The organism is Azoarcus sp. Soil_N_20 (genome assembly GCF_057656155.1).
Genome location: NZ_JBDGKX010000003.1, coordinates 42,121 through 65,513 on the forward strand (window position 1 = coordinate 42,121; position 23,393 = coordinate 65,513).

Annotated in this window: 18 protein-coding genes; 4 read left to right on the forward strand and 14 right to left on the reverse strand. The window is 64.2% G+C overall.

Annotated elements, in window-relative coordinates; translation table 11 throughout:
- Window positions 1-28: 28 nt before the first annotated feature.
- The 6 genes from AC3A35_RS07645 to AC3A35_RS07670 are packed head-to-tail and all read right to left on the reverse strand — an operon-like array spanning window position 29 to window position 7,042.
- Window positions 29-1,630 (reverse strand): acyl-CoA carboxylase subunit beta, encoded by a 1,602-nt coding sequence (locus AC3A35_RS07645; protein WP_487435437.1) that lies wholly within the window; start codon window positions 1,628-1,630, stop codon window positions 29-31.
- A 2-nt stretch (window positions 1,631-1,632) separates the two neighbouring features.
- Window positions 1,633-2,130 carry an acyl-CoA carboxylase biotin carboxyl carrier protein subunit gene (locus AC3A35_RS07650; protein WP_487435438.1) on the reverse strand — a complete coding sequence of 166 codons (498 nt, stop codon included), beginning with the start codon at window positions 2,128-2,130 and terminating at the stop codon, window positions 1,633-1,635.
- A complete protein-coding gene (locus tag AC3A35_RS07655; RefSeq protein WP_487435439.1) occupies window positions 2,127-3,617 on the reverse strand; it encodes an acetyl-CoA carboxylase biotin carboxylase subunit in 1,491 nt (496 codons plus the stop codon). The genes AC3A35_RS07650 and AC3A35_RS07655 overlap by 4 nt, the downstream gene beginning before the upstream one ends.
- 27 nt (window positions 3,618-3,644) lie before the next feature.
- Window positions 3,645-5,471 (reverse strand): acyclic terpene utilization AtuA family protein, encoded by a 1,827-nt coding sequence (locus AC3A35_RS07660; protein WP_487435440.1) that lies wholly within the window; start codon window positions 5,469-5,471, stop codon window positions 3,645-3,647.
- Window positions 5,468-6,253: an enoyl-CoA hydratase-related protein gene (locus AC3A35_RS07665; protein ID WP_487435441.1), complete on the reverse strand. Its 786-nt coding sequence runs from the start codon at window positions 6,251-6,253 to the stop codon at window positions 5,468-5,470. Before AC3A35_RS07665 ends, AC3A35_RS07660 begins: the two co-directional genes overlap by 4 nt.
- Window positions 6,254-6,271: 18 nt before the next feature.
- Entirely contained in the window at window positions 6,272-7,042 is a 771-nt protein-coding gene (locus tag AC3A35_RS07670; protein ID WP_487435443.1) for an enoyl-CoA hydratase/isomerase family protein, read from the reverse strand.
- Window positions 7,043-7,203: 161 nt separating this feature from the next.
- Here AC3A35_RS07670 and AC3A35_RS07675 point away from each other — a divergent pair, with 161 nt between their 5' ends.
- The gene (locus tag AC3A35_RS07675) at window positions 7,204-7,815 is read left to right on the forward strand and encodes a TetR/AcrR family transcriptional regulator (protein WP_487435444.1); all 612 of its coding nucleotides are present in this window, start codon (window positions 7,204-7,206) and stop codon (window positions 7,813-7,815) included.
- Window positions 7,816-7,831: 16 nt separating this feature from the next.
- On the opposite strand, the gene AC3A35_RS07680 is transcribed toward AC3A35_RS07675, so the two are convergent.
- Both AC3A35_RS07680 and bioB read right to left on the reverse strand, forming a co-directional pair.
- Window positions 7,832-8,626 carry a methyltransferase domain-containing protein gene (locus tag AC3A35_RS07680; RefSeq protein WP_487435445.1) on the reverse strand — a complete coding sequence of 265 codons (795 nt, stop codon included), beginning with the start codon at window positions 8,624-8,626 and terminating at the stop codon, window positions 7,832-7,834.
- A 66-nt stretch (window positions 8,627-8,692) separates the two neighbouring features.
- Complete coding sequence (bioB, locus tag AC3A35_RS07685) at window positions 8,693-9,706, reverse strand: biotin synthase BioB (protein ID WP_487435446.1); 1,014 nt, start codon at window positions 9,704-9,706, stop codon at window positions 8,693-8,695.
- Window positions 9,707-10,167: 461 nt separating this feature from the next.
- Here bioB and AC3A35_RS07690 point away from each other — a divergent pair, with 461 nt between their 5' ends.
- From AC3A35_RS07690 to AC3A35_RS07700, 3 genes are read left to right on the forward strand one after another with little or no spacing between them, the layout of a single operon-like run.
- Window positions 10,168-12,543 (forward strand): 3-hydroxyacyl-CoA dehydrogenase/enoyl-CoA hydratase family protein, encoded by a 2,376-nt coding sequence (locus tag AC3A35_RS07690; protein WP_487435447.1) that lies wholly within the window; start codon window positions 10,168-10,170, stop codon window positions 12,541-12,543.
- Window positions 12,544-12,572: 29 nt separating this feature from the next.
- Window positions 12,573-13,766, forward strand: coding sequence for an acetyl-CoA C-acyltransferase (locus AC3A35_RS07695; RefSeq protein ID WP_487435797.1), 1,194 nt, complete (start codon window positions 12,573-12,575; stop codon window positions 13,764-13,766).
- Window positions 13,767-13,795: 29 nt separating this feature from the next.
- Window positions 13,796-15,577, forward strand: coding sequence for an acyl-CoA dehydrogenase (locus tag AC3A35_RS07700; RefSeq protein ID WP_487435448.1), 1,782 nt, complete (start codon window positions 13,796-13,798; stop codon window positions 15,575-15,577).
- Window positions 15,578-15,958: 381 nt separating this feature from the next.
- Here the strand turns inward: AC3A35_RS07700 and AC3A35_RS07705 are convergent, their stop codons facing one another.
- From AC3A35_RS07705 to AC3A35_RS07730, 6 genes are all read right to left on the reverse strand, one after another.
- Entirely contained in the window at window positions 15,959-16,201 is a 243-nt protein-coding gene (locus AC3A35_RS07705) for a hypothetical protein (RefSeq protein WP_487435449.1), read from the reverse strand.
- Window positions 16,202-16,304: 103 nt separating this feature from the next.
- Window positions 16,305-16,925, reverse strand: a complete 621-nt coding sequence (locus tag AC3A35_RS07710) for a formate dehydrogenase accessory sulfurtransferase FdhD (RefSeq protein ID WP_487435451.1) — start codon at window positions 16,923-16,925, stop codon at window positions 16,305-16,307.
- Between the two features lie 174 nt (window positions 16,926-17,099).
- Window positions 17,100-19,937 (reverse strand): formate dehydrogenase subunit alpha, encoded by a 2,838-nt coding sequence (gene fdhF / locus AC3A35_RS07715; protein ID WP_487435452.1) that lies wholly within the window; start codon window positions 19,935-19,937, stop codon window positions 17,100-17,102.
- Between the two features lie 34 nt (window positions 19,938-19,971).
- Window positions 19,972-21,669: an NADH-ubiquinone oxidoreductase-F iron-sulfur binding region domain-containing protein gene (locus AC3A35_RS07720; RefSeq protein WP_487435453.1), complete on the reverse strand. Its 1,698-nt coding sequence runs from the start codon at window positions 21,667-21,669 to the stop codon at window positions 19,972-19,974.
- A 16-nt stretch (window positions 21,670-21,685) separates the two neighbouring features.
- Window positions 21,686-21,958, reverse strand: coding sequence for an MFS transporter small subunit (locus tag AC3A35_RS07725; RefSeq protein ID WP_487435455.1), 273 nt, complete (start codon window positions 21,956-21,958; stop codon window positions 21,686-21,688).
- Window positions 21,931-23,340, reverse strand: coding sequence for an OFA family MFS transporter (locus tag AC3A35_RS07730; protein ID WP_487435456.1), 1,410 nt, complete (start codon window positions 23,338-23,340; stop codon window positions 21,931-21,933). The genes AC3A35_RS07725 and AC3A35_RS07730 overlap by 28 nt, the downstream gene beginning before the upstream one ends.
- Window positions 23,341-23,393: the final 53 nt, after the last annotated feature.

Below are 23,393 nucleotides of genomic sequence, written 5' to 3' on the forward strand. Positions count from 1 at the left end.
CTCCCTTTTTTTTGCATCTGGAAGCCGTTCAGATCCGCAGGATTCCCTGCCGGCGCTCGCCGAAGGGCGCATTGAGCGAAGCCGACAAGGCGATGCCCAGCGCGTTGCGCGTATCGACCATGTCGAGCACGCCGTCATCGCGCAGCTCGGAGGTCTGGTGATACACGCTGTTACTGCGTGTGTAGTCGTTCTGGATCTGCTCGTGGATGGCCTTGATCGCATCCGCCTCGAGTTTCTTCCCTTCGCGTGCCAGCGCAGCGATCTTGATCTGCGACAGCGTCTTGGCGGCTTGCTCGGCCCCCATCGTCGCGCACTGTGAATGAGGCCAGGCAAAGAGGAAACGCGGCTCGTAACCCCGTCCGGCCATGCCGTAATTGCCGGCACCGAACGAGGCGTGGCACAGCACGCTGAACTTGGGCACGCGAAGATTGCTCTGCACCATGATCATCTTCGCGCCGTCCTTGGTGATCCCGCGATGCTCGTAGTCGCGCCCGATCATGAAGCCGGTGATGTTATGCAGGAACAGTACCGGCACGCCGTCGCGGTCGCACAACTCCATGAAGTTGGTCGCCTTCTCCGCGGCTTCGCTGAACAGCACGCCGTTGTTGGCGAGGATGCCGATCTTGTAGCCCCACAGGTAGGCATATCCGCAGACCAGGGTAGTGCCGTAGTCGGGCTTGTATTCGTGGAACAGGCTGCCGTCCACCAGGCGGGCGATCACCTCGCGCATCTCGAACTGCTTCTTGATGTCGTCGGGAATGATCCCGTAGAGCTCTTCGGGGTCGTAATAGGGGGCCTCGGGTTCGCGCATGTCGACGCTTTGCTTGTCGCGCCGGCGCAGGGTCCCGACGATCTCACGAGCGAGCGCAATGCCCTGCGCTTCGGAATCGACGGCATAGTCGGCAGTACCGGAAATGCGCGTGTGCACGTCGGCGCCGCCCAATTCGGCCGCCCCGATGTCCTCGCCGGTGGCTGCTTTCACCAGCGGCGGCCCCCCGAGGAAAACGCCGCTGGTACCGCGCACCATGATCGAATAGTCCGACAGCGTAGGCACATAGGCCCCGCCGGCGGTGCAGTGACCGAGCGCCACTGCGACCTGCTCCACACCTGCCGCCGAAAGACGGCACAGGTTGTAGAAGAGATGGCCGCCCTCGTGGAAGATATCCATCTGCATCGGCAGATAGGCCCCGGCGCTATCCACCAAGTGCACCACCGGGATGCGGTTCTCGAGCGCAACCTTCAGCGCGCGGATGGTCTTCTTCGCGCCGAGCGGATACACCGCGCCGCCCTTGATGCTCGAGTCGTTGGCCACGACCATGACTTCCCGGCCATTGACGACTCCGATGCCGGTCACCATCCCGGCGCCCTTGATGTGGGTATCGTAGTCGGCGAGGTTGGCGGCGAGCGCGGACAGCTCAAGGAAAGGCGCGCCGGGATCGAGGAGCAGATCGACACGCTCGCGCACCAGAAGCTTGCCCTGATCGCGCAGCCGCTTGATGTCGCGCTCAGGACGTTCGGAGCGCACCTCATGCAGCTTGGCTCGAAACTCGTCACGCACGCGCAGGTTGTGATCGCGGTTGGCCTTGTAACTCTCTGAACGGGTGTTCACCCGGGATTCAATGCGGCGCATGCTCAGTCCTCCTTAGGCGCCAAACGGATCAGCACCGCGTCGCGGTCGAAGACCTCGCCCCGGGCACAGTTGATTTCGGCCACGACCCCATCCCTTGCCGCTTCCAGATTCATCTGCATCTTCATGCTCTCGATCACCATCAAGACTTGTCCCGCCGTCACTGCGTCGCCTGCCGCCACCCGCAGCTCGACCACCGTGCCCGGCATGGGCGCAATGCAGGCGTCGCTGGCGTCTGCCTCTGCCGAAGCGTCACGTACCGGATCGTGCAGGACGACGGTCCAGGAACGGCCGAAGGCATGCACCAGGGCCTTATCGCCCCGTTGAACGACCCGAACGGAATACTTCCGATCTTCAAGAACGACTTCATGACTTCCATCGGCCTGCCGGCTCGCGGCCACCCGGTACGGAACACCATCGATTTGAATGCGGGCCACCGACGCATCGCGCACGAGATCGACCTTGCGATTGCCGACTCCTACGACTTCGGCGATAAGGCTCATTGATTGCTCCAGGCGCCCATGGCGGCGTAGATGGCCGGCGGCGTGAAGCGCGCATCGGCCAAGGTTCGATTGGTAAGAAGCGCGGCCGACAGCACGACCGCGAGCTGCTCGGGCGTCGGCACGAGATCTTCGAGCGCTGCCTTGTATTCCTCAAGGAAACTGGTCGTCGTGTCGCCCGCAGCGAAGGCATCGTGGGCCAGCACCCGCCCGAGATAGGTCGCGTTGGTCGTTACACCCAACACCACCATCTCTTTGAGCACCGCGCGCATCTTGGCAATGGCGTCCTCGCGCGTCGTACCATGGACGATCAGCTTGGCCAGCATGGAGTCGAAGGACGAGCCGATCGTGTCCCCCTCCCTGACCCCCGAGTCGAGACGAAAACCGTCCATCTCCGGCGAATCGAAACACTCGAGGCGCCCCGTGGCCGGCATGAAGTCGCGAGCGGAATCTTCGGCACAGAGGCGGCATTCGATGGCGTGGCCATTGAGCTTGACGTCCTCCTGCCCAAAACCCAGCGCTTCGCCTTCCGCGACCCGGATCTGCTCCGCGACAAGGTCCAGGCCCGTGATCATCTCGGTGACCGGGTGTTCGACCTGGATCCGGGTATTCATCTCAAGGAAGTAGAAGCCGCCCTTCGCATCGACGACGAACTCTACGGTGCCCGCGGAGGCATAGCCCACGGCCTTGGCCAATGCCACCGCCTGACTGCCCATCTCCTCGCGCAGGCGATCGTCGACAAAGGGCGAAGGCGCCTCTTCGATGATCTTCTGGTGGCGGCGCTGGATCGAGCACTCCCGCTCGCCAAGATGCACGACGTTGCCGTGCTGGTCGGCCAGGATCTGGATTTCGATATGGCGCGGGCGCTCGATGTATTTCTCGATGAAAACGCGCGCGTCACCGAACGCCGCCAATGCCTCGGCACGGGTACGTTCGAATGCTGCATGGCAGACGCCCTTGTCACTGTCGTGGATGACGCGCATGCCCTTGCCGCCCCCCCCGGCGCTCGCCTTGATGATGACCGGCAGGCCGATCTCGCGCGCCACTTCGTACGCCTGGTCGGCATCAACAATCTCACCGTCGAAGCCGGGGATGGTGTTGACGCCCGCCTTCAGGGCAAGGCGCTTCGACTCGATCTTGTCTCCCATCGCGGCGATCGCGCCCGCGCCCGGGCCGATGAAGCGCACGCCGGCTGCCTCCAGGCGGCGCGCGAACTCGGCATTCTCGGAAAGGAAGCCGAATCCGGGGTGGACCGCATCGGCGCCGAGTGCCGTGCAGGCGGCCAGGATGTTGTCGATCGACAAGTAAGCCGCGACCGGCGTGGGGCCGTCGATGCGGAAGGCCGCATCGGCAAGCTGAACAGGCAATGAGTCACGGTCGGCATCGTGATAGACGATGACGGCGCGTTTGCCCAGACGGTGGCAGGTGCGGATGATGCGGGCCGCTATCTCGCCGCGGTTGGCGATCAAGACCGTGTTGATGGGGGTCATGTGTCCAAATTCCATGATTGATCCGTATCAGGCCGAAGCCGCTGTGCTATCGAGCAAGCAGCCGGACGCACACCACGAGACCGGCACCTGGATTGGCAAGTCCATCAGCATTTGCGCCCAGCTCTTGCCCTGCGGGTCGTAGCGCAGCGAAGCAACACCGCCACCGCCGAGCGCCCCCACGAGCAGGAAATTCAGCGCGTGGATCCCCGGCAACTCCCATCGCCGCACCTCTCCGGTGACGTAGTGGGCAAAGAAAGCCGCGACACGCTCTGCGGAAAGCTCGCGGCGCAGAACCGGCAGGAATTCGGGACGTCGCGCAATGATCCCGATGTTCGAGTCGTTGCCCTTGTCGCCGCTACGTCCCCATGCCAGGGCGATCAGGGGAACCTCTAACGTCTCGCCGGACGCGCTCATTTCCGTGCTCTCGACGGCGCCCTCGGGCGCGCTGCGCGGTGTCAGCCTTGTCCCGCGAGGCACATCGACGGACAGGATTTCCCCGCCCACATCCACCGTCACCGGTGCTTCGGTCTTGTCGATCAGGAAGGAGAACAAGCGCACCACAGGCGAGGGCGTGGGGCGGCCGCCGAAGAGCCCTGTCGTGCCCTGGGCCATGGCGACACCCGCCTGGGTCATTTCCTTCGCGAACAGATCGAGCGCCGCCTTGTCGTCGTGGCGCAAGCCCATCTTCAGGACCACCTCGCGCGCACTGTCGGTGAAACGGCCTGCCGCGCCGTAGGTATCCTCCGCGCCGATGACCTCGATGGAGGTCTCACGGTAGTCGCCACGACCGGCCGCCTGATTGAGCTTTCGGCTACGGTCGATGATGGCGCCCCCCATGCGACGCGCCTTGGCGGCTGCATCGCGGCCGGCCACCATCATGGTGGCGATCACCCGCCAGCCGTCGCTCCAGGTCGCGCTCACCTTGTAGCTCGGCGTCGGCGCGTGGCCACGCGCCTTGCTGACCCGCACCCGATTCTCGCCAAGCTGCTCGAGTTCGACCTCGGTGAAGTCGCAAACCACGTCGGGCAGGATGTAGTTGGCGGGATCGCCGATCTCATAGACGATCTGCTCGGCGACCGTTGCCGTCGACACCAGGCCGCCGGTACCCTCCGGCTTGGTCACGACGAAGCTGCCATCCGCCGAGCATTCGACGATCGGGTAGCCCATGTCCTCCCAGCCCGGCACGTCGGCCCAGTCGGTGAAGATGCCGCCGGTGCACTGCGGCCCGCATTCGATCACGTGGCCGGCCAGGCTGCCGGCGGCGAGCAGATCGTAGTCGCCGTCGCGCCACCCGAACTCGTGCATGAGGATGCCCAATGTCACCGCCGAATCGACACAGCGGCCGGTCAGCACGACATCGGCCCCTGCATCGAGGGCGAGCGCGATCCCACGCGCCCCCAGGTAGGCATTGCAACTGACCAGCTGAGACGGCAACGGCTCGCCGGTAAACATTTCCGGCGGCGCCATGGCCTGAATCGCTTCCGCCCTCGGCATCAGGTCGTCGCCCTCCACCACCGCCACGCGGATGGAAATGCCGACCTTGTCGGCCGCAGCCACGAGCGCCTCGCGGCAGGCGCGCGGGTTAACACCCCCTGCGTTGGACACCACGCGGATGCTGCGTGCCCGGATTTCGGGCAGCAAGGGGACGAGGGACTCGACGAAATCCGGCGGGTATCCACCGGCCGGGTTCTTCGCCCTGGCACGGGCGAGCAGCGACATCGTGATCTCGGCGAGGTAGTCGGAGACCAGATAGTCGATCTTGCCGCTCCTCACCAATTGCGCGGCGGCGTAGCTGCTGTCGCCCCAGAAACCGGATGAGCAGCCGATGGCGATCGTGTCCTTGCGCGGCTTCATTGCGTCACCCCTTCCGCCCAGCGCGGCGCGCGCTTTTCCGCGAATGCCGCCCGCCCCTCGCGGGCCTCCTCGGTGGCGGCAAGCTTTTCGATCATCAGATCCGCGTAAACGAGCGTCTGATCGAACGACATGTCCTGCATCACATCCAGTGCCTGCTTGCCCATCCGCAACGCGGTGGGCGCATTGCGCAGCAACTTGTCGACCACCACGCCGAGTTCGGCGTCCAACTCCGACCGCGGTATCGCGCGATTGACCAATCCACATTGCTGCGCCTCGGCAGCGGTCAGCGGATCACCAAGGAAGGCCATCTCCCAATAGCGCCGGCGCGGGAGCTGGCGGATCAGATGCGCCGAAATCATCATCGGAAACACACCGACCCTCACTTCGGGCGTTCCGAAGCGCACGTCGTCCGCGCAGTAGGCAAGGTCGCAAGCGGCCACCAGACCCAAGCCGCCGCCGAAGGCCGAGCCGGCAATGCGACCGACGACGGGCTTGCGGCAGGCGCGCATCGCACGAAAGACCCGCACCAGCGGGTTTTCGCCGCCGGCCGCCGAAAAGGTGCTGGCGCCGCCGGCATCCTTGAGGTCCGCACCGGCACAGAAGGTCTTGTCGCCGCCGGCCGTCAGGACGACGACCCGCACGAGCTCGTCGCTCGCGGCCAGTTCGAATGCATCGACCAGGGCGTCGGTCAGCGCCCGGTTGATCGCGTTGTGCGCTTCGGGACGATTGAGGGTGAGCCACAGGGCAGCGCCCCGGCGCTCGATGAGCAAGGATTCAGACACGGGATCTCCTTCCGGCAATCACTTGAAGTTCGAAAAATCGGCCGGGCGCTTCTCGAAGAAGGCGGCGATCGCCTCCTGCAGTTCGGCAGACTCGTAGCCCGCCTCGAGCGCCTTGCCTTCCATCACCAGTGCGGTTTCGATGGCAGCGCGATGACCCGCTTTCAGCAGGCGCTTGCTCTCCCTCATCGAGCGCGGCGGCATGTCCGCGAGGGCTCGCGCCGTCTCGCGCGCCTTGGTCAGTACGTCTTGCGCAGGGGTGATCGCAGTCACGATTCCGGCGCGCAGCGCCAGATCGGCATCGAAGGAGCGCCCGAGCAACACCATCTCGGTGGCCCGACGTATCCCGGCATAAAGCGGCGCGAGGTAGCTGGAGCCAAACTCCGGCACGAGGCCGAGCCGGACGAAGGGCATCTGGAACGTGGTTCCCTCCGCCGCGTACACGAAGTCGCAATGCAGCAGCAGCGTGGTGCCACCACCGATTGCGTAGCCATGCACGGCAGCCACGATGGGCTTGTCGAAATCCACCAGACGCGCTACCAGGCGGGCAAAGCGCGAGCGCAGATAGCCGTCGGGAAGCGGGCCTTCGCGGAAGGCATCGAGGTCACCACCGGCGCAGAAGCCATCGGCCTCCGAGTACAGCAGCACGGCGCGCACATCGCCATCGGTCTGCGCCTCGTGCAGATGTTCCTCCAGGGCGTCGAACCACGCTTCGTTCATTACGTTGCGCCGCCCCGACTCGCCAAGACGCAACTCAAGAATATGGCCCGCCCGTGCCACCCGGATTGTCATTTCGTGCTCCTCCAAGGTCTTCCTGTCGCCACATCGGCGTCCATCCAATGTGGTGCCAGTCTAGGTACGTCGAATTAAAAAAGCAAGCGCTTGGTTTATTAACGGAGCGACGATGAGCTATATTTCGCGCATTCGCAAAATCGACTGAAGGAACGGAAAACATGGCGAGACCGAAACGCGCCGACATCAGCGACGTAAACCGGCGCAACGAACTCATCGCCTCGGCGGCGAAGCTATTCAAGGAAAAGGGTTTCCACGCGACGACGACGCGGGATATCGCAAAAGCGTCGAACATGACGGCCGGCAGCCCCTTCTACCACTTCGCGAGCAAGCAGGACCTGCTCTTCGCGGGGGTCGAATCCAGCCTCCTGGACTGCCTTTCCACGCTCGAGGCGGTCGATCCGACGTCGATGCCTCCGCTGGATTACTTCCGCACCCTCACCCGCCTGCACCTCGGGCGCCTACTCGACACGGACAGCGGTGTCGTCCCCATGGTGGTCGATGAATGGAGGCATCTGGACGGCGAGCAGCGCGAAAAAGTCATCACCATCCGGCGGCGGTTCGAGCGGCTGTGGCATGGAGCTTTCGAGCGGGCGAAGGAGGCTGGACTCGTCCCGCGTGCGGACACACGGGCAGTGGCGTACTTTCTGAGCGCCCTTCACGGAGTCGTAAGGTGGTACAGGCCGGGTGGCGCGCTGTCGCCCGAGCAGATCGCCGACGACCTGGTCGACTGGCTCACAGGCGTCCCTGAGCGCTCAGACAAGACTCGTTGAGCCGGCTGATTTCCATTCAGCCGGGCTTAGCCAGCGCCAACAAGCTCACGTCGTAGGTCGCAGGCAACAAGCCATCGGCTCTCCGATGCCTTTCGTAGCGGCCGACAAGGGTGCGCCAGACGCCCTTCCCCAGCAGTTGATGGCGACGCTCCGGACCCACTTGATGGGCGCCGATGGCTTTGATGTCTCTCAAAAGCCTGCCCAGATCGGGAGCCAGGGCCAAGACTGTCTCGACTTCATGCCCGGCGACCTCCAGCCCTGCATTAGCCGCCCGAGCCATAAGCTGTTCCAGCGGCTCGAAGTGGATCACATGCTGCGCGTCGTCGACATGGGAAAAGGCCTCGCTCAATTCCCACAAGGTACGCGGCCCCAAGGTCGCAAGCCATGCGCACCCTCCCGGCCGCAATACCCGGGCAATCTCCGCCAGGCTGCGTTGCGAGTCACACCATTGCAGCATGAGACTCGACCAGAGCACATCGACCGACTCGGTGGCCAGCGGGAGCTGCTCGGCGTCCGCACATAGCGGGATGCAGCCATCCGCATAGGTTGCCGGCATGCGAAGCAGCATCGCAGGCGCAAAATCCATCGCGATGATTTCCGCATCGGGGAATCGGGCGCCCAGGAGCCCCAAGGCGTAGCCCGTACCGCAGCCGGCATCGACGACACGCCGGGCGCTGCCGATCACGGGATGGCGGTCGGCAAAGGCCAGCAGGCGTCGACACACCTCCCGCTGAACCACGGCTGCGGCATCATATGTTTCGGCCGCGCGGTCGAAAGCCGCGCGGACGCTCTGCTTGTCAGGCTTGGGCACCTCCGCCGCTCCTCTCCACGAACGCAACTCCGCTCACTGTTCGCTCACCTCCCCGCGCAGTCCCGCTCAACTGTCCGCGGCGGCCTCCGCCCTGAGTCCCAGGCGCAGGAAGAACTGCCGATCCTCGTCGAAGTCCGGATTGCCGGTCGTAAGCAACTTGTCGCCGTAGAAGATGGAATTCGCGCCCGCCAGGAAACAAAGCGCCTGTACTCCTTCCCCCAGTTCCCGGCGGCCAGCCGACAGGCGTATCCGGGCTTTGGGCATCGTGATCCGCGCCGCCGCGACGACTCGGACGAATTCGATCGGATCCATGGGCGGTGCATCCTCCATCGGCGTGCCCGGGATGGCCACCAGGTTGTTGATGGGCACCGAATCGGGATACGGCTCCAGATTGGCCAGCTCGGCGATCAGACCCGCTCGCTGCACACGGCTTTCGCCCATGCCGAGGATGCCGCCGCTACAGACCTTCAGACCGGCCTCCCGCACCGTCGCAAGGGTGTCGAGGCGGTCCTGATAGCTGCGGGTGGTGACCACCTGCCCGTAGTAGCCCGGATCGGTATCCAGGTTGTGGTTGTAGTAATCGAGCCCCGCGTCCTTGAGGACTTGTGCCTGGTGGGGCTTGAGCATCCCTGCGGTGAGGCAGCTTTCCATGCCGAGGCCTACGACCGTCTCGACCAGGCGGCCGAGCGCGGGAAGATCCCGGTCCCGCACCTGGCGCCAGGCAGCCCCCATGCAAAAACGCGTCGCCCCCGCCTCCTTGGCGGCGACGGCGGCAGCCCGGACGGCCGCCTCGTCGAGCATCGGCTCGGCAGGTACTCGCCCGTCGTGGTGGGCCGACTGGGAGCAATAGCCGCAGTTCTCCGCGCATCCGCCGGTCTTGATCGACAGCAGCGTGGAAAGCTGGATCTCGTTGGGGTCGAAGTGTTGCCGGTGAACCTCCTGGGCGCGGAACAGGAGATCCGGTAGAGGCAGATCCAGTAGTGCGGCCACATCCGTCACCGACCAGCGGGCGGTATGGCAATCGCGCATTTGAGCTGCGGGTTCGCCGCGGCGATGCATGATGATGGGTTCGGTTTGCATTTGATGGTGTCTCCTCTTGCCTGCTGAGGGAAGAATAAGCAGCACGGAGCAACCGCGTGCGCCAATGAGGTTGCATATTACGCCACGCGGCACTCACACGCCGCACAGCCACCCGGACGTAACTCGCCAATCTTCTCCCCCATTCGGGGGATAGCAAATTCCGGATTTGCGCTCGACGATGGGTGCAGAAGGCTATCTGCAGCCACAGCCTGAGGAGCGTACCCGCCCATGAAAGTTGCAAATACTGCCAACTGTCCCGCGCATTTGTTAGTGAACGGGCAAGTCGCCCGACGCCTTTCGCGACGAAGTGGAAGCAGAACCTCGCGAGGAGTGACAGGCCGCCGGTTCCCCCATTCAGGGGGTAGGCGCACTCCAACGCACACTCGATGATGGAGACAAGCAGCGCCCACCCAAACGATCGGGCGGCGCGTCTCATGCCCATCATTCAGAAAGGAGATGTGATGAACTCCAACTTCCGTCGCATAGCGGTGCTCGGGGCCGGGGTCATGGGTGCGCAGATTGCCGCGCACCTCGCGAACGCCGACGTTCCAGTGCTCCTGTTCGATCTCCCGGCACCCGAAGGCAATCCGAACGGGATCGTCCTCAAAGCGCTTCAGGGCCTGCAGAAGATGGAGCCGGCACCGTTCGTCACGCGCGAACGGCTGAACTACATCGATGCCGCCAACTACGACCAGCATCTCGACCGGCTTCGGGAGTGCGACCTGATCATCGAAGCCATTGCCGAGAAGCTGGAACTCAAGGAACGCCTTTACCAGCGGATCGCGCCCTTCGTTTCGCCCGGCGCGGTCCTCGCCACCAACACCTCCGGCCTGCCGCTCGCCCAGTTGTCCGCAATGCTTCCGGAAAACCTCCGGAACCGATTCTGCAGCGTGCACTTCTTCAATCCGCCACGCTACATGCCGCTGGTCGAGTTCATTCCCGGTCCGCAGACGGATGCGGATGTACTCGACCGCCTCGAGCCGTGGCTGGTATCACGCCTCGGCAAAGGGGTCGTCAGGGCAAAGGACACGCCGAATTTCATCGCAAACCGCATTGGCGTGATGTGGATGCTGACCGTCATCCACCACACCGAACGGCTCGGCCTGGATTTCGACGAGGTGGATGCCGTCACGGGGCCGAAGATCGGCCTGCCGAAAAGCGCCACTTATCGCCTGCTGGACGTCGTCGGCCTCGACACGATCGCCAACGTCATCGAGGGAATGCGCCGCAATTTGCCTGACGATCCCTGGGCTCCCCATTTCAGCGTACCGGTCTGGGCTGCCGCGCTGATTGGCCGGAAGCAACTCGGACAGAAGACCGGCGGCGGCATCTACCGCAGAGAGGGACGCGACACCAGGGTTCTCAATCACGCCACAGGCGACTTCCGCCTCGCAGGCGGCAAGATCGCCCCGGAAGTCGACGCCATCCTGAAGATCGGCGACGCTGCGGCGCGCCTGAAGGTCTTGCGCAGCAGCGATCACCCGCAGGCTCAACTCTTGTGGTCCTGCCTGCGCGACATCTTTCATTACTGCGCAGTGACTTTGGCCGAGATCGCCGACTGCGCCCGAGACGTCGACTACGCGATGCGCTGGGGCTACGGATGGAAGCAAGGACCGTTCGAAATGTGGCAGGCGGCCGGCTGGCAGACGGTGGCGAACATGATCCGGGAAGACATCGAGGCGGGCAAGACCATGGCCGCTGCGCCGCTGCCGGCATGGGTAGCGACCCGCAACGGGGTCCATGAGGCAGAGGGATCATGGTCGGCGGCCGCCGGACGGCTCGTGCCGCGCTCCTCGCTGCCGGTCTATCATCGGCAGATCTTCCCCACCCAACTGTTGGGCGAGTCAAGGAACCATGGCGACACGGTATGGGAGAACGAGGCAGTGCGGCTGTGGACGCTGCCCGCCGTTGATCCCCGCATCCTGATCGCGAGTCTGCAAACGAAGTCACATGCGGTGAGCAAGGCGGCGCTTGCCGGCCTCTGCGAGGGCGTGATGCGGGCCGAGCGCGACTACGACGGGCTGGTGCTCTGGAACGAACCGCCCTTCGCCGTAGGTGCGAATCTCGTCGAAGTGCTCGCATTGATCGATGACGGCAAATTCGACGAGCTGGACCGTTTTGTTGCCGACTTCCAGCGGACCGCGGGATTGCTGCGTTACAGCCAAGTACCGACAGTCGCCGCGGTGCAGGGGACGGCCCTCGGCGGGGGATGCGAGTTCCAGATGCAATGCGCGCATCGGGTGCTTGCCCTCGAGTCACGCATCGGGCTCGTCGAAGCCGGTGTCGGCCTGATCCCCTCCGGCGGAGGATGCAAGGAGCTCGCCCTCCGCGCCGCCTTCCTGGCCGGCCAACAACAGTACGGCGAACCGAACCCGGCCGTGTATGCGGCCTTCCAGCACGTTTCCACCGGCAAGGCCGCGAAGAATGCGCTGGAGGCCCAAGGCATGGGACTTCTGTCGCCGACCGACACCATTCTGTTCAACCCGGACGAAGTCCTCTACGTCGCCATTCGCAAGGCGCGAGCCCTGAACGAGTGCGGCCACCGCCCTCCCCTGCGCCCGCGCGGCGTGAAGGTCGCCGGACGCGGCGGCATCGCCACACTCGATCACGCGCTGGTGAACATGCGCGACGGCGGCTTCATCTCTCCACACGATTATCGCGTCGCTCACGCCATCGCCGTCGCCTTGTGCGGCGGCGAAGTCGAAACCGGCTCGCTGGTGGACGAGCAATGGTTGCTCGACGTCGAGCGTCAGCAATTCATGACCCTTGCCCGGACTCCCGAATCGCGGGCTCGAATCGAACACATGCTCAACAACGGCAAGCCTTTGCGCAACTGATCCGCACAACTGATCCGGAGACTCCTTCCATGAATACTCGATATCAGGACGCCTATCTCGTTGCCGTCGCCCGTACCCCGGTTGCAAAGCGCAACGGCATGTTCCGTCACGTCCGTCCGGACGACATGCTGGCCCACGTGCTCAAAAACGCCGTAGCCCGGGTACCCCAACTCGATCCCCGGGAGATCGCCGACGTCTACGTCGGCTGCGCAATGCCTGAAGGCGAGCAAGGCATGAACGTCGGCCGCGTCGGAGTCCTGCTGGCAGGCCTGCCGGACAGCGTGCCGGCGGTCACGATCAATCGCTTCTGCTCGTCGGGCCTCAACGCAGTCGCCATGGCCGCCGACCGCATCCGCCTCGGCGAAGCCGACGTGACGATCGGCGCGGGCGCCGAATCCATGTCCGTCATGCCTCAAATGTTCGGCAAGGGACTTTACGCCAATCCCAAATGGATGCTCGACGAAAACATCGGCATCGCTTACGGCATGGGACTCACTGCAGAGCGAGTCGCCGAGCGCTGGAACATTTCCCGCGACGACCAGGACGCGTTCGGTGCGTCGAGTCACGAGAAGGCCCTGGCGGCCATCTCCGGGGGCAGGTTCGAGGCCGAGATCGCGCCATACACGGTCACGGCCCAGCTGGTCGGCACATGCGGCGCCCCCAAAACGGTGGAGACAGTGTGCAGCACCGATGAAGGCCCGCGCCCCGGCACAACCAGGGAGAGCCTTGCCAAGCTCAGGCCGGTGTTTGCCGCAAAAGGTTCGGTGACGGCAGGCAACGCCTCGCAGATGTCCGACGGCGCCGGTGCCGTCGTGCTGATGAGCGAGGCCGCCCTCAAGCGATACAACGTCGAACCGCTGGCGCGCTTCGTGAGCTTCGCCGTCGCCGGTGTGCCCCCCGAAGTGATGGGCATCGGCCCGATCGAAGCGATTCCCCGCGCTTTGAAGGCGGCGGGGCTGAAACAGTCCGACATCGACTGGTTCGAGCTCAATGAAGCGTTCGCTTCGCAGGCACTTGCGGTAATGCGCAGCCTCGACATCGACCCCTCCAAGGTGAACCCGCAAGGCGGCGCCATCGCGCTCGGCCACCCTCTCGGCGCAACCGGCGCGATCCGCGTGGCGACCCTGCTCAATGGCCTGCGCCGTGAGAAGAAGAAGTACGGAATGGTCACCATGTGCATCGGGACCGGCATGGGCGCCGCAGGAATCTTCGAAGCGCTCTGACGAATGCTGAACCGACACCAGGAGTCACGATGAGTCACTATGCTGCGCCAATCCAGGCCATGCGCTTCATCATTGAAGACGTCGTCGGCATCGACGGGATCGCCGCCCTACCGGGCTACGAAGATGCAAGCCCGGATGTTACGGCCGCGATTCTGGAAGAGGCAGGGAAGTTCGCCGGCGAGGTGCTCGCCCCACTGAACCGGGTGGGCGACATCCAGGGCTGCCGCCTGGAGGACGGCAATGTCGCGACGCCCGTGGGCTGGCAGGAAGCCTATCGGGCATTTCGCGCCGGGGGCTGGCCCACGATCGCCGCCTCCCATGCGTATGGCGGCCAAGGCATGCCCAAGCTGGTGGCTGCCGCAGTCATGGAGATGTGGCAGGCGTCAAACCTCGCCTTCTCTCTGATGCCCCTCTTGTCCACCGGCGCCGCGGAAGCGCTGCAAATCGCCGCATCGGAGACGATCAAGCAGAAATACCTGCCAAAGCTGGTCTCCGGGCAATGGGGCGGCACCATGAACCTCACGGAGCCACAGGCCGGTTCAGACCTCGCTGCCCTGCGGGCCCGCGCCGAACCGGCCCCCGACGGCAGCTACCGCGTCTTCGGGCAGAAGATCTTCATCACCTACGGCGAACACCAGCTTACCGAAAACATCCTCCACCTGGTTCTCGCGCGCCTGCCAGACGCACCGCCCGGCGTGAAGGGCATCTCGCTCTTCCTCGTTCCGAAGTACCTCGTCGATGACGATGGGGCGGTCGGAGAGCGCAACGACGTGCACTGCGTTTCGGTCGAACACAAGCTCGGCATCCACGCCAGCCCGACCTGCGTCATGACCTATGGCGACAACGGCGGTGCGATTGGCTACCTTGTCGGCGAACCCAATCGCGGACTGGAATACATGTTCATCATGATGAACGAGGCCCGTTTCGGTGTCGGCATGCAGGGAATCGCGATCGGCGAACGAGCCTTTCAGCAAGCCTTGGCATATGCCCAAGAACGCAGCCAGGGGCGTGATGCGGTCACCGGCGAACCGAACGTCACGATCATCCACCACCCCGATGTGCGACGCATGCTGTTGATGATGCAATCGCGCACGCAGGCCGCGCGGATGCTGGCCTATTGGGTCGCGGCTCAGTTCGATATAAGCCGAGCCCATCCGGACGCGGCAACTCGGGAAAAAGCCCGTAGGCTCATCGACTTTCTGATCCCCATCGTCAAGGGCTGGAGCACCGAAGTGGGCAACGATTCGGCATCCCTCGGCGTGCAGGTACACGGGGGGATGGGCTTCGTCGAGGAAACCGGCGCAGCCCAGCACATGCGGGACGCACGCATCCAGACGATTTATGAAGGCACCACCGGCATCCAGGCCAATGACCTGCTTGTGCGGAAACTATTGCGCGACGACGGCTCAAGCATGAAACAGCTTCTGGCATGCATGCGCGCAGATCTCGATCGCTTGAGCTCGATAGATGACCACCGCATCAATAGCCTCATCCCTCGCATGGAAGCAAGCCTGGCGCACTTCGAATCGGCCGCCCGATTCCTGATCGAGCGCGGCAAGGCCAACCTCGGCGCCGCGATGTTCGTTGCGGTTCCGTTCCTCATGCTTGCCGGAACAGTCTGCGGCGCCTGGCAATGGGGGAAGGCGGTAGTGGTTGCGAGCCGGCGGCTCGGCGAAGGCATGGGGGATGCGGGTTTCCATCGCGAGCAAATCGAACTCGCCCACTTCTACATGGCTCACGTCGCGACTGGCGCTTCGGCGCTCACCGAGACGATCGCCCATGGAGCATGTGAATGGGGTGTCGCCGGATGAACGCTAAGACGATGCCGGTTGCGCGATCGGCATCGTCTATCCTGCCAATTGCATCGGCCGAATTGCCACCCGCCGGGAAATAGAGGTCAATTCAGGATACATGGTCGTTAAGGAAGGAGATCAGGGCCCCTTCTCACAGCGCTCCGCAGCGTGTCTTTAACCCGCATCGCGCGTGATGCCAGATGCTGCGCGAACTGCAGCGCCAAGCATATTGAGTTCTCTCCCCCTCCCTTTCCAAGGAGGTTTAGGTCCGGGCCTCTGAGCCCGGACATTTTCTAAGTAACGTGGGTTCGGGGGCAATCCGCTTCGAAACTTAAACGCGTCCACCGACGCAGGGGTATTTGAATTAAGAGTCATGCGACGTGCGACGGTCAGTGAGGATCACAGCGTTTGAATTACCGCCCTGATGGTCGCCGCTGTCCAGCACCTGACCTCCGGCCCAGTTGCCGGCGCCAAGCGCGCGTGCTCCTCGATGAAAGTACGCACGCACCAACGCGCCTCGTGTAGCGAGGCGACCGGTGCCAGTCGGTTGGCAATCCCCAGCAGCGGCAGGCCGGGATCCTGGCCGAGGTCCGGATTGCCGCGTGTGAGGAGCGCGCCCCGCAACGGCTGCATGTGTTCCATGGCAACCTCGTCGGCCCGCGGTCGAATGGCAGATCTTGAATCATGATGAGACTCTCATCGGTCCCATCGGGCAGCCCGCCGTGGGGCAACCCGGCGGATACGGTTAAAGAGGAAACTTGGCGGTCGAAGCGCCGTCACGTGAAATCGGCCTGGAGCCGTCACCCTGCATCCACATCCAGCCGGCAATGGTGTCGATTGCGTTGTGGCGGCCAACATCTTCGACGACCGTCAGCAGCTCGCTGTTGTGGAACAGGGCGCAGCCGTGAACCGATCCTGCCTTGCGGTGAATGCTGTCCCGCTGGCGCATCACCTCGAGCATGGCGTACAGCGCCGACTGTCGAATGCGCGCCTGCGCGGCGGTCGGCAGTTGCACGGCGTCGATCTGCGACATCAGGTTGCCGAACACGGTGCCCTGGCCGCAGCCGGTCGTGACCACCCGGTGCGCGGTCTTTTGCTCCAAGGCATCGATGCCGCCGCGTGTTTTTACTGCCGCAGCAGAGACGTCCCAGTCCACGGTGATGGACGCCACTTCGTCGACTGTCGACACCAGTCGCTGATTGCGCAAATAGCCAAGCACTAGCAGCTCGGGGGCGCTGCCGAGCGTCATCAGCGTCACCAGTTCGCGCCTATCGACGAACACGGTGAGCGCACGCTCGTTGGGAATATGGATGTGGCGCGTCTCGCCGTATTCATCGAGCACCTCGACTTCGCGCGTCAGCGGCACGCGGGTCTGCGTCAGCCGCGGGAGACGCCTCACACGTTGCTCCTGCGACTGCATCGGCCGTGATACCTCGCTTATCGTACTCATCTTGCAGATGTGGCTCATCGAGATCGAATAAGGATGGAGCGAAAAGGGTCGCAGCCTCGTCGGTGGCCTGAGCCCCGACGAAACGCTAGATCAATTCGCTGTTGTCTCCAGCACCATGCGCAACGCCTGGCCGCCCCCGTAGCTTCCTTGTGCCGGCGCCTCGCCGCCCAATGAGACGCGGATGGCGCAGTATTTGAACTCGGGGATCTTCGCGAATGGATCTAGCGCCGCGTTGGTCAGCCTGTTAATCGCCGCTTCGTAGTAGCAGAAGGGCACGAACACGGCGCCGCGCGGCGAGCTGTCGTCGGCGCGCGCATACAGCGAGACTTCGCCGCGACGAGACTCGATCGTCACAATGTCGCCCGGTTTGCCGCCCAGGCCAGCGAGATCCAGCGGGTGGACCAGGGCCACCGGGTCGGGCTCGATCGCGTCCAGAACCGTCGCGCGTCGAGTCATGCTGCCCGTGTGCCAGTGCTCCAGCTGGCGTCCGGTGATCAGCACCATCGGGTACTCGGTGTTCGGGCGCTCGTCGGCCGGGATGATGTCGGCCGGCACGAAGCGCGCGCGGCCCGTGTCGCGCGGAAAGTTGTCCACGAATACCACCGACTGGCCGAGGTCGCCTTCTTTCTGGCACGGGTAGGTGACGGCATGCTCGCGCTCCAGCCGGTCCCAGGTGATGCCGGCGATGCTGGGCATGGTATGACGCATCTCGTCGAACACCTCGCTGACATGGTCGTACTGCCAGTCGAGGCCGAGACGCCTGGCGATCTGTTGGATGATCCACAGGTCCTGGCGCGCATCGCCCGGTGGATCGATCGCCTGGCGCCCCATCTGCACCAGCCGGTCGGTGTTCGTAAAAGTCCCGCTTTTCTCGGGGAAGGCGCTGGCCGGGAGGATCACGTCTGCCAGGTAGGCGGTCTCGGTGAGGAAGATGTCCTGCACCACCAGGTGATCGAGCGCCGCCAGAGCCTCGCGCGCATGGTTGGCATCGGGGTCGGACATCGCCGGGTTTTCGCCCATCACGTACATGCCACGAATTTCGCCCACCTTGATGGCGTGCATCACTTCGACCACGGTGAGGCCGGGCTTGTCGTCGAGCGTGCCTGCTGGCAGCTTCCACGCCTGTTCGAAGCGCTGGCGCGCCGCGCTGTCGGACACGCGCTGGTAGTCGGGGTACATCATCGGGATCAGGCCTGCGTCGGAGGCGCCTTGCACATTGTTCTGGCCGCGCAACGGATGCAGTCCGGTGCCCGGGCGGCCGATCTGGCCGGTCATGAGTGCCAATGCGATCAGGCAGCGCGCGTTGTCGGTGCCGTGCACGTGCTGCGACACGCCCATGCCCCACAGGATCATTGACGCCTTCGACGTGGCGTACAGCCGCGCCACATAGCGAATGGTGTCGGCGTCGATGCCGCAAATCGGCGCCATGGCTTCGGGGCTGTAGCCCTCGACATTCTTGCGCAGTTCCTCGTAGCCGATGGTACGGCTGGCGATGAAGGCTTCGTCGACCAGGCCTTCGGTGACGATGACATTCATCATCGCATTGAGCAGCGGCACATCGGTGTCGGGCTTGAACTGCAGGAAGCGGTGCGCCACGCGCGCCAGGTCCGAGCGGCGCGGGTCCAGCACGACCAGCTTGGTGCCGTTCTTCGTGGCGTTCTTGATCCAAGTCGCGGCGACCGGATGGTTCACCGTCGGGTTGGCGCCGATGATGATGACCACCTCGGCCTTCGTCACGTCCATCACCGGATTCGACACCGCGCCGGAACCAATGCCTTCGAGCAGTGCGACGACGGACGAGGCGTGGCACAGGCGCGTGCAATGGTCCACATTGTTGCTGCCAAAACCGGTGCGCACCAGCTTCTGGAACAGGTAGGCTTCCTCGTTGCTGCCCTTGGCCGAGCCGAAGCCGGCGAGCGACTTCCTGCCATATCGGTCGCGGATGGCCTTGAGTTTGCCGCCGGCGAATGCCAGCGCTTCTTCCCAGCTGGCCTCGCGGAACACGTCCATCACGCGGTCCGGGTCCATCGTGAAGCTGCCTGCCTTGGGCGCATCGGGACGGCGGATCAGCGGTTGGGTGAGGCGCTGCGGATGGTGCGCATAGTCGAAACCGTAGCGACCCTTGACGCACAGCCGCCCATGGTTGGCCGGCCCGTCGCGGCCTTCGACGTAAAGAATTTTGTTGTCCTTGACGTTGTAGGTCAGCTGGCAGCCAACGCCGCAATACGGACAGACCGACTCCACCTGTTTGTCAGGCACCACTAGCGCAGCCTCGCGTGCCGGCATCAAGGCGCCGGTAGGGCAGGCCTGCACGCATTCTCCGCAGGCCACGCAGGTGGAGGCGCCCATGGGGTCGTCCATGTCGAACACAATCTTGGCCTGGTCGCCGCGGAAGGCCAGGCCGATCACGTCGTTGACTTGCTCGTCACGGCAGGCGCGCAGGCATCGCGTGCACTGGATGCAGGCGTCCAGGTTGACAGCGATGGCCGGGTGCGTCAGGTCCTGGCGGACCTGCTGGCGCGCTTCGAAACGGGGCTTGCCAACGCCAATCTTCTTGGCCCACTGGTCCACTTCGTTGTGGAGGGTGTAACAGGTTTCGGGCATGTCGGACAGCAGCAGTTCGAGCACCATCTTCTGCGAGGTCAAGGCACGTTCGCTGTCGGTGACGACCTTCATGCCCGGTGTCGGCGCCCGGCAGCACGAGGGCGCCAGCGCGCGTTCACCATTGATCTCGACCATGCAGGCACGGCAGTTGCCCACCGCCTCCATGTCCTCCTTGTAGCAAAGGTGCGGAATCTCCACACCTTCGCGCTGGGCCACCTGCAGCAGCGTCTCCGTAGCCCGGCCCGTCACTTCACGACCGTTGAGGCTGAAGCTCACCAGCGGCGTATCGAGTTCGGCGAGTTCGTGTCGGGTGATTGCATTCATAACGTTGCCCTTTGTCTTGTTTGCCGTGTGGCGGTCAGGCCAGTTCGTGCGGGAAGTATTTGACAACGCAGTCCATCGGGTTGGGCGCCGCCTGCCCCAGCCCACAGATCGACGAATCACGCATCACCCGCGACAGGTCCGCCAGCAGCGGCAGATCCCATTTGCGCTGCGCCATCAAGTGGGCCGCCTTGGCGGTGCCCACGCGGCAGGGGGTGCACTGGCCGCATGACTCGTGGTGAAAAAACCGCATCAGGTTGCGCGCCGCGCCGGTGGCCGTGTCCTGGTCGGACAGCACGATCACGGCGGCGGAGCCGATGAAGCAGCCATAGGGCTGCAAGGTATCGAAGTCCAACGGGATGTTGTTCATCGTGGCCGGCAGGATGCCGCCCGATGCGCCGCCCGGCAGGTAGGCGTAGAGCTTGTGCCCGTCCTGCATGCCGCCGCAGTATTCGTCGATCAGTTCCTGAATCGTGATGCCCGCCGGCGCCAGCTTGACCCCTGGGTGCTTGATGCGGCCCGAGACCGAGAACGAGCGTAATCCCTTGCGCCCGTTGCGGCCCTGCGAGGCGAACCAGGCACCGCCTTTTTCCAGGACCTCGCGCACCCAGTACAGGGTTTCGAAATTGTGTTCCAGCGTCGGGCGCCCGAACAGGCCGACTTGCGCCACATAGGGCGGGCGCAGGCGCGGCATGCCGCGCTTGCCTTCGATCGATTCGATCATGGCCGACTCTTCGCCGCAGATGTAGGCTCCCGCGCCGCGGCGCAATTCGATGCGCGGCATGCCGGCCATCGGCGGCGTCCGCCGCAGTTTGTCGAGCTCCGTTTCCAGGATTGCGCGGCAGCCGTGATATTCGTCGCGCAGGTAGATGTAGATCTCCTCGATGCCAACCGCCCAGGCGGCGATCAACATGCCTTCGAGGAAGCGGTGCGGGTCGCGTTCGAGATAGACGCGGTCCTTGAAGGTTCCCGGTTCGCCTTCGTCGATGTTCACCGCCATCAGGCGCGGGCCGGCTTCGGCGCGGACGATGCGCCACTTGCGGCCGGCCGGAAACCCGGCGCCGCCCAAGCCGCGCAGGCCGGAATCTTCCATGGTCTTGATGACCGATTCAACCTCGCGCTGTCCCGAGACGCAGTCCCTGAGTAGGGCATAGCCCCCATTGCCCTGGTAGCTGGAAAAATCGACAAAGCCCTCGGGCGCGTGCTGCACGGCTCCCACCGCGACGGTGGCCACAATGGTTTCGCAACTTGCATTCGGCACCGGGTTCTGTCCCACCACGACGGCAGGCGCTTGCTCGCAGCGGCCGATGCAAGGCGCAGCAATCACGCGCACCTCTCGACCCAGCAGGTCGGGGAGCTTGGCGAGGAGATCGCGCGCGCCGGCCATCTCGCAGGACAGTCCGTTGCACACCCGTACGGTGAGTGCGGCCGGTGCGGCTTCGCCTTCCTTGACCACATCGAAATGATGATAGAAGGTCGCGACTTCATACACCTCCGTTTGCGCCAGGCGCATCTCCTGCGCCAGCGCCGCCAGGTGCGCCGCCGACAGGTGACCGAAGTAATCCTGGATCTTGTGCAGGTGCTCGATGAGCAGATCAGGCTGGCGCGACTGGGAGCCCAGCAGGCGTTGCACGTCGGCCAGCGCTCCCGGCTCCACCCGGCGTCCCTTGGGGGCCTGGCGTTTTCGCTGTTTGGAAACCTCTTGCACCGCAATCGTGATGATAGGATTGTTCATTGTCGTGGTATGTGTGTCAGTTGAAGAACTTCGACGCACTCAGTAGCGGGCGATAGATCCCCCAGGCCAGCGGAATACCCACTGCCGCCCAGGCCAGCATCACCAGCGCCTTTGGCGTCCTGCCGATCGAGCCCGGGCCGTTGCCGACTTCGTTCGCCACGGCACGGTCATGGGCGAGGCGCCTCTCCTCGGCCAGTTCCGTCGGCGTCATGAACCACTTATCGGCTACCGGGCGAATCATCAAGTTGCAGATCAACCCAATCACCAGCATGCCGACCAGGATGTACATCGTCTGGTTGTAGACCTGCTCCCTCGGGATGCCCAAGTCGATCTGGTACCCCGCATGTAGTTCACCACCACCGGGCCCAGAATGCCGGCCGTCGCCCAGGCGGTGAGCAGGCGCCCGTGGATGGCCCCCGCCATCTGCGTGCCGAAGAGGTCGGCCAGGTAAGCCGGCACTGTGGCGAAGCCGCCGCCGTACATGCTCAGGATGATGCAGAACGACGCCACGAACAGCAGCTTGCTGCCTGCGGCCGCGCTGGTGGGGATGCTGGCGTACAGCAATCCGCCGAGCACGAAGAAGACCACATAGGTCATCTTGCGCCCCCGCTTGTCGGACGCACTGGCCCAGACGAAGCGCCCGCCGATGTTGAACAGGCTTAGCAGCGCCGTGAAGCCAGCAGCCACGCCGGCAATAGCCGCGAGTTGGGTCTTGTCGAGCTCGCCGAACTCCTTGGCCACACCGATCAGGTTGCCGCCGAATACCTCCTGCAGCATCGGGCTGGACATGCCGATTACGCCGATGCCGGCGCTCACGTTCATGCACAGCACCATCCAGACAAGCCAGAACTGCGGAATGCTCCAGACCTTCTTCACGTGCACGTGGTGCTGTGTGATCATCGCGTTGCTGGTGTGCGACAGCGGGGGGACCCAGCCGGCTGGCTTCCAGCCGCCGGGTGGCACGCGATAACCCATCGCACCGCCCATCATGAAGACGAAGTAGATCGCCGCCATCACGAGGAAGGTCTGCACCACGCCCGTGCTGGCGGACGACGCAAAGACCTTCATCAACTCGGCCGCCAGCGGCGCGCCGATCATCGCGCCGCCGCCGAAGCCCATGATGGCCATGCCGCGCTTGTCCGGGAACCACTTGATCAGCGTCGACACCGGCGAGATGTAACCCAGCCCTAGCCCGATGCCGCCGATGAAGCCAGAGCCCAACCACATCAGCCAGAGTTGATGTGTGTAGACACCGAAGGCCGAGATCAACAGGCCGCCACACCAGCACAGCGCCGACACCACGCCTGCCTTGCGCGGACCTGCCCGCTCGAGCCAGCCACCCCACAACGCCGCCGACGAGCCGAGCAGCACGAAGAACAGCGTGTACATCCACCCCAGGCTGGAAATGCGCCAGTCGCAGGCAGTGGTGAACAACTCAGCCAGCAGGCTCATGTCCTTCGGGCAGGTCTGCGCCGCAGTCACGCCGATGGCTTTCGACATTGGCAGCCAGAACACAGAGAATCCGTACGCCATGCCGATGCACAAGTGAATCGCCAAAGCCGCCGGCGGTACCAGCCAACGGTTGAATCCCGGGCCGGCGATCGTGCGTTCCTTCTCCAACCAATTGGCATTGCCGGCTGAGACCCCTGATCCGGTCAAAACAGCTGACATACGTGTCTCCTTCGTTGTCGCAACACTCAAACGGTGCGAGACGAAGTATCAGC